This is a genomic window from Streptomyces sp. NPDC002853 (genome assembly GCF_053591915.1).
Window position 1 is genome coordinate 26,299 of record NZ_JBSFUS010000026.1, and the last position, 7,701, is coordinate 33,999.

1 protein-coding gene (only partly in view) is annotated in these 7,701 nt (G+C 69.7%); it reads left to right on the forward strand.

Annotated features, from left to right (window positions below; translation table 11 throughout):
• Window positions 1-7,701, forward strand: part of the annotated coding region (locus tag ACWD02_RS41775) for an amino acid adenylation domain-containing protein (protein WP_451221839.1) (this coding region is incomplete at its 3' end). The annotated region extends 3,241 nt beyond the left edge of the window; 7,701 of its 10,942 annotated nt are in view.

Consider the following 7,701-nt stretch of genomic DNA (forward strand, 5'->3'; position numbering starts at 1 on the left):
CCGTCGAGGGCGGGGCGGCGAACGTGGCGGATGTCTATCCGCTGGCGCCGCTGCAGGAAGGCATGTTCTTCCACCACCTCATGGCGGGCGAGGGCGAAGACGTCTACCTCACCGCGCGCGTCGTCGAGTTCGATTCACGCTCCCGGCTGGATGAGTTCGCAAGCGCTCTGCAGCAGGTCGTCAACCGGCATGACATCTACCGCACCGGCATCGCCTGGGAGGGCCTGCGGGAGCCGCTGCAGGTGGTACGGCGGCACGTCGAGGTGCCGGTCATCGAGCACTGCATGGAGTTCGACTCCATGGAATCGAAGCAGCGAGGGCGGGGCCTGATCGCCAGGGCCGGGCTCGTGATGGACCTCGTCCGCGCGCCGTTGATGGACCTGCACGTGGCCGAGGCACCTGAGGGCCGCTGGTTGGCAGTCGTGCGGATGCATCACATGGTGCAGGACCACGTCGGCATGGACGTGCTGTTGGACGAGCTGCGGGCGGTGTTGTCCGGCGCGGCCGACCAGTTGGCCCCCGCACTGCCGTTCCGCAACTTCGTCGCGCAGACGCGTGCGGTGCCGCGTGAGGAGCACGAGCGGTTCTTCGCCGAGCTGCTGGGCGACGTGACCGAACCCACCGCCCCCTACGGATTGCTCGAAGCGCGCGGCGACGGCAGCGGGGTCGTGGGCGTGGCCCTGCCCGTCGCGGACGAGATCACCGAAGGCCTGCGCCGGGCGACGCGAGATCTGGGTGTCAGCGCGGCAACCGTGCTGCATGTGGTGTGGGCCCGGGTGCTGGCGACGCTGTCGGGTCGGGATGATGTGGTGTTCGGGACGGTGCTGTTCGGCCGGATGAACGCGGGCGAGGGCGCCGACCGTGTCGTCGGTCCGTTCATGAACACCCTTCCCATGCGGGTGCGGACCGGCCAGGTCGGGGTACGTGCCGCGGTCGAGCAGATGCGGGACCAGCTGACCGCCCTGATGGAGCACGAGCACGCTCCGCTGGCAGTGGCGCAGCAGGCCAGCGGCATCGCCGACCACACCCCCCTCTTCACATCCCTGTTCAACTACCGGCATGTCACCGGCGCCACCGTGCCCCAGGCCGACCCGGAACAGGACGAGCAGCGCCCCGTCTCGGGCATCCGACGAGTCATGGTTCAGGACAGGACGAACTATCCGGTCGCGGTGTCGGCCAACGACCGAGGCGAAGGAGGTCTGAGCCTGGGCGTGCAAACGGTCAGCACGCTCGACCCCCAGGCGGTCGCCAGGCTGTTCTACACCGCGCTGGAGAACGTGGTCAGCGCGCTCACGCGCGAGCTCGACGGCGGCTCGAAAACCGCTCTGGACGCCGTGGACGTGCTAGCCGTGGACGAGCGGGACGTGCTGCTGCGGGAGTGGAACGACTCGGCGCTCGCGGTCACTGGTTCTTCGATTGTGGAGTTGTTCGGGCAGTGGGTGGCAGCCGCTCCGGATGCGGTGGCGGTGGTGGGCGAGGGTGCGGAGCTGTCGTACGCCGAGCTGGACGTGGCGGCCAACCGGCTGGCGAACCACCTGCGCAGCCGGGGCGTGGGACAGGAGTCGGTGGTGGGCTTGTGCCTGCCGCGCGGCGTCCAACTCGTGACCGCGATCCTCGCGGTATGGAAGGCCGGTGCGGCCTACCTGCCGATCGACGGGCGCCTGCCGGTCGATCGCGTGGCGTACATGCTGAACGGAACCAGCACGGAACTCGTGCTGGGAACCGAGGACACCCTCGAGGACCTGCCGGTCGGCCGCGTTCCGCTGATCGCCCTCGACGACCCGATGACGACCGCGCTGCTGGACGTGCACCCCGCGACCGCGCCCGAGGTGACGATCCACCCGGCAGGGGCGGCGTACGTCATTTACACGTCCGGCTCGACGGGCACACCGAAGGGCGTGACCGTCTCGCACGCCGGCGCCGCGAACCTCGTGGCAGCGCAGGGCGACCGGCTCGCGGTGGGACCGGGCTCGCGTGTCCTGCAGTTCGCCTCGATCAGCTTCGACGCCGCTGTGTGGGAAGTACTGATGGCGCTGGGCACCGGAGCGGCGCTGGTGACGGCGCCGGCGGACGAACTGCTGCCCGACGGTGGGCTCGCGGAGGTCGTGGCGCGCCACGGGGTGACGCACGCGACGCTGCCGCCCGTCGTGCTCGGCGCACTGGACGCGGGCGACCTGGCGTCCGTGACGACGCTGGTGTCGGCTGGTGAGGCGCTGGACGCGGGCCTGGCCGGGCGGTGGTCGTCGGACCGCCGGATGATCAACGCGTACGGGCCGACGGAGATCACGGTGTGTGCGTCGATGTCGGCCCCGCTCACGCCCGGTGACGAGCCGTCGATCGGCGGACCGATCGCCAACGCCCGCCTGTACGTGCTCGACGAGGCACTGCGGCCGGTACCCGCGGGTGTTGCCGGTGAGTTGTACGTAGCCGGTGCGGGCGTGGCGCGCGGCTACATCGGTCGTCCGTCGCTGACGGGTGAGAGGTTCGTGGCCTGCCCGTTCGGAGCGGATTCCGGCGAGCGGATGTACCGGACCGGCGACATGGTGAAGTGGAGCCCGGACGGGCAACTGCTGTTCGCCGGGCGCGCGGATGAGCAGGTCAAGATCCGCGGCTTCCGTATCGAGCCGGGCGAGATCGAGGCGGTGCTCCTTGCCTGCCCGGGTGTGCGGCAGGCAGCGGTGGTGGCTCGTGAGGACACGCCGGGTGACCAGCGGTTGGTGGCGTACGTGGTGCCGGTCGAGGGGGACGGCGACGGGGGTGGTGCCGGGGTCGGCACGGAGTCCGTGCGGGAGTTCGTGGCAGGCCGCTTGCCCGAGTACATGGTGCCGGCCGCGGTGGTGGAGCTGGCCGACTTCCCGCTGACGGTGAACGGCAAGCTGGATCGGCGGGCACTGCCTGCACCGGAGTACACGGCGGGCGCAGGCCGGGGTCCGGCGACGCCGGAGGAAGAGATTCTGTGTGCGGCGTTCGCCGAGGTCCTGGGTGTGGAATCGGTCGGGGTGGACGACAGCTTCTTCGCCCTGGGCGGGCACTCGCTGCTCGCGGTCCGGCTGACCGCACGGATCCGCGCGGTGCTCGGAGTGGAGGTCGAGGTCCGGGCGCTCTTCGAGGCCCCGACGGTGGCCGGCCTCGCAGCCCGGTTCGCGGCAGAGGGCAGGGACACTGGTCGCCTGCCGTTGCGGGCGGGGGCGCGCCCGGAGCGGTTGCCGTTGTCGTTCGCGCAGCGGCGGCTGTGGTTCCTGGCCCAACTCGAGGGCCCCAGCCCCACCTACAACGTCTCGGCACGAATCGGCCTGAGCGGCGTCGATGCAGCGGTACTCGAGCAGGCGTTCCGCGACGTGATCGCGCGCCACGAGTCGCTGCGCACGACCTTCCTGGCCGTGGACGGCGAGCCCTACCAGCAGATCCACGACCCGCGAAACTTCGAGTGGCGGCTGAACGTGTCCGAGGTGGCACCCGAGGACGTGGTCTCAGCCGTGGACCAGGCGAAGGGGTACGCGTTCGACCTGTCGGCGGAGTTGCCGATCCGGGTGTGGCTGTTCCAGAACGGCCAGGACGGCCAGAGCAGCCAGGACGGCCAGGACGGTGCGGGCGAGCAGGTGCTGTTGGTGTTGCTGCACCACATTGCGGGCGACGGCTGGTCGATGGGGCCGCTGAGCAGGGATCTGTCGGCGGCGTACGCGGCGCGCCTGCGTGGTGAGGCCCCGGTGTTCGAGTCGCTGCCGGTGCAGTACGCGGATTACGCGGTGTGGCAGCGGGAGTTGCTGGGCGATGAGTCGGATCCGGAGAGTCTGCTGTCGCGGCAGGTGGAGTACTGGCGGCGGACGCTCGCCGGTGCTCCGGAGGAACTGACGCTGCCGACCGACCACCCGCGGCCCGCGGCAGGCAGCCATCGGGGACATGCCGCGCCGGTGCGGATACCGGCGGAGATGCATCGGCGGTTGGCGGACCTCGCCCGTGCCGAGGGCGTGACGACGTTCATGCTGCTGCAGGCGGCGATGGCAGTGACGCTCTCACGCCTGGGCGCTGGTACCGACATTCCGATCGGGTCGCCGATCGCGGGTCGTACGGACGAGGCGCTGGATGATCTGGTCGGGTTCTTCCTCAACACGTTGGTGATACGTACGGATCTGTCGGGTGATCCGGAGTTCCGGCAGGTGCTGGGCAGGGTGCGGGAGGCGAGTCTGGGTGCGTTCGCGCATCAGGACGTGCCGTTCGAGCGGTTGGTGGAGGAGCTGGCGCCGTCCCGGTCGATGGCGCGCCATCCTCTGGCGCAGGTTGTGCTGACCATGCAGACGAGCGGGGACGCGTCCCTGGACATGCCCGGCGTCAGCCGCCATGTGGACAGTGGCACACGCGAGAACCGTGTCGAGGACGAAGAGGCCTCGGCGCTCGACGTGAGCTCGCTGACCTCGGTGAAGTTCGACCTGTGGCTGTCCCTCAACGAGGTGCACGACGCCGATGGCGAACCGGCCGGCCTGCGCGGGGCGGTGACGGTTGCGGCGGACCTGTTCGACGGGCCCGCGGCGGGCCGCTTCGCGCGGTGGCTGGAGCGGGTGGTCGAGGCCGTGGTGGCGGATCCGGAGGTGCGGCTGTCTGCGGTGGATGTGCTCGGTGCCGGGGAGCGGGATCGGGTGTTGGTGGAGTTCAACGACACCGCGGTGGAGCCGGTGGGGTCGTCGTCGGTGGTGGAGTTGTTCGAGCGGCAGGTGGCGGCTGTCCCGGAGGGGGTGGCGGTGGTCGCCGATGGGGAGCAGCTGACCTACGGGGAGTTGGGTGCGGCTGCTGATCGGCTGGCGTGCTATTTGCGTGATGTGGGTGTGGGGCGTGAGTCGGTGGTGGGGTTGTGTCTGCCGCGGGGTGTGGAGATGGTGACGGCGATCTTGGCGGTGTGGAAGGCGGGCGCCGGGTACCTGCCGATCGATGGTGGGTTGCCGACGGAGCGGGTGGCGTATCTGCTGGGTGACAGTCGTGTTCAGGTGGTGCTGGGTACGCGGGATGCGCTGGATGATCTGCCGGCGGGTCGGGTGCGGATGATCGCTGTGGACGACCCGACGACGACCGCCCTGCTGGAGGGTTATGCGGGTACGGCTGTGGGGCTGGACGTTGATCCGGCGGGGTTGGCGTATGTGATTTATACGTCGGGTTCGACGGGGGTGCCGAAGGGTGTGGCGGTGACGCATGGGTCGCTGGCCAACTACGTGTCGTCGGTGTCCGAGCGGCTTGGTTGGACGATGCCGGGGGCGAGGTATGCGCTGTTGCAGGCGCAGGTGACGGATCTGGGGAACACGGTGGTGTTTTCCAGCCTGGCCACGGGCGGTCAACTCCACGTGCTGGGCGAGGAGTTGGTCACCGACCCGGATGCGGTGGCGGTGTATGTGGCTGGGCAGGGTATCGATGCGTTGAAGGTGGTGCCGTCGCATCTGCAGGCGTTGACGTCGGTGGCGGGTGTCGAGGCGCTGTTGCCCGGGCGGTCGGTGGTTCTCGGGGGTGAGGCGGCACCTGTCGGTTGGGTGCGGGAGTTGGTGGAGGCGGCTGGTGCCGGGGGCCGGCGGGTGTTCAACCACTACGGTCCGACCGAGACGACGATTGGTGTCGCTACCGCCGAGCTGACCGGGGAGTCGGTGGCTGGTGGGGTGGTGCCGATCGGTGCCCCGATCGCCAACACCCGCCTGTTCGTGCTGGACGACACCCTCCAGCCGGTGCCGGTCGGCGTCACCGGCGAGCTGTACGTCGCCGGCGAGGCGCTTGCTCGCGGCTATGTGGGGCGTCCGTCGCTGACCGGTGAGCGGTTCGTGGCCTGCCCGTTCGGTTCCGGTGGTGAGCGGATGTATCGGACCGGTGACCTGGTGAAGTGGAGCCCGGACGGGCAGCTCGTCTTCGCCGGGCGTGCGGATGAGCAGGTGAAGATCCGCGGGTTCCGAATCGAGCCAGGCGAGATCGAAGCCGCCCTGCTGTCCCACCCGAGCGTTGCTCAGGCTGTGGTGATCGCCCGTGAGGACGGCCCCGGTGACAAGCGCCTGGTCGCCTACGTCGTGGCAGCCGACGAGGGTGAGCCCGACAGTCTGCGGGAGTTCGTGGCGGGGAGGCTGCCGGAGTACATGGTCCCGGCTGCCGTCGTCTCGCTGCCGGAACTACCGCTGACCGCCAACGGCAAGCTCGACCGCAAGGCACTGCCCGCCCCCGAGTACGTCGCCGGCACGGGGCGCGCCCCGGCCACACCGGTGGAAGTGGCGCTGTGTGCGGCGTTCGCCGAGGTCCTGGGTCTGGAGTCCGTCGGCGTCGACGACGACTTCTTCGATCTGGGCGGCCATTCGCTGTTGGCGGTGCGGTTGGTGTCGCGGATCCGAGTCGTGTTGGGGGTGGAGGTCGAGGTCCGGTCGTTGTTCGAGGCCCCGACGGTTGCCGCGTTGGCGGGCGAGCTGGCCGACCGCGCAGGGCAGGCGCGGACGCCGTTGCGGGCGGGGGTACGCCCGGAGCGGGTGCCGTTGTCGTTCGCGCAGCGCCGGCTGTGGTTCCTGGCTCAGTTGGAGGGCCCCAGCCCCACCTACAACATCCCCACTCCGATCCGCATGCGTGATGTGGACGTCGACGCGCTGGGTGCGGCGTTGCGGGATGTGATCGGGCGGCACGAATCGCTGCGGACGATGTTTCCGGCCGTGGACGGCGAGCCGTATCAGGAGATTGCCGACCCGGACGAGTTCGACTGGGACCTGGAGGTCTCCCAGGTGGAGCCCGGGACGGTGGATGAGGCCGTCGCCCGTGCGTCGCAGTACGCGTTCGACCTGTCGGCGGAGTTACCGATTCGGGCATGGCTGTTCCAGGGCGGGCCCGACGAGCAGGTGTTGCTGGTCGTGATGCATCACATTGCCTCCGATGGTTGGTCCCGTGGCCCGCTGACCAAGGATGTCTCTCGGGCGTATGCGGCGCGGCGGGGTGGTGAGGCTCCGGTGTTCGAGCCGTTGCCGGTGCAGTATGCGGATTACACGTTGTGGCAGCGGGAGCTTTTGGGTGAGGCGTCGGATCCGGGGAGTCTGCTGTCGCAGCAGGTGGAGTACTGGCGGCAGGCGTTGGCTGGTGCGCCGGAGGAGTTGGTGCTGCCGGTGGATCGGCCGCGTCCTGCGGTGATCGGTCATCGTGGGCATCGGGTGCCGGTGCGGGTGTCGGCGGAGGTGCATCAGCGGCTGGCGGAGTTGGCGCGTGCGGAGGGTGCGACGCCGTACATGGTGTTGCAGGCGGCACTGGTGGTGTTGCTGTCGCGGCTGGGTGCCGGCAGCGACATCCCTATCGGGACGCCGATTGCGGGTCGTACCGATGAAGCGTTGGACGAGCTGGTCGGGTTCTTCGTCAACACGTTGGTGATCCGTACGGATCTGTCGGGTGATCCGGAGTTCCGGCAGGTGCTGGGCCGGGTGCGGGAGGCGAGTCTGGGGGCGTTCGCGCACCAAGACGTGCCGTTCGAGCGGCTGGTGGAGGAGACTGCGCCGACGCGGGTGCAGAGCCGTAACCCGTTGTTCCAGGTGATGCTCACCATGCAGAACACGCGGCGTTCCGCGCTGGATCTGGGTGAGGTGAGGGCGGCTTCGGCCGGTGAGGTGCTGGGGGAGCGGTCGCCGGTGGATGAGGCGACGACTGTCCCGGTCAGGTTGGATCTGCATCTTGCGGTGGGGGAGTCGTTTGATGGGGACGGCCGGCCCGCGG